1 pseudogene is annotated in these 239 nt (G+C 59.4%); it reads left to right on the plus strand.

The features are described 5' to 3' along the window. Positions 1-226: pseudogene (gene glpT / locus SB756_RS34915) on the plus strand (glycerol-3-phosphate transporter); the annotation flags it as partial. Positions 227-239 lie beyond the last annotated feature (13 nt).

Below are 239 nucleotides of genomic sequence, written 5' to 3' on the forward strand. Positions count from 1 at the left end.
CGGTATGGCGGCGGCAGAGTGTTCCCACAAAGAGGCGGCAGGGGCGGCGACGGGGTTTGTCGGCTTGTTTGCTTATCTGGGGGCGTCGCTTGCTGGTTGGCCGCTGGCGAAAGTACTCGATACCTGGCACTGGAGCGGATTTTTTGTGGTTATCTCTATCGCCGCCGGGATTTCCGCACTGCTGTTACTGCCCTTTTTGAACGCCCAGACACCGCGCGAAGCGTGATGCATCTCACCTT

This window comes from Pseudomonas sp. SIMBA_068 (genome assembly GCF_046534705.1).
Lineage (GTDB): Bacteria > Pseudomonadota > Gammaproteobacteria > Pseudomonadales > Pseudomonadaceae > Aquipseudomonas > Aquipseudomonas putida.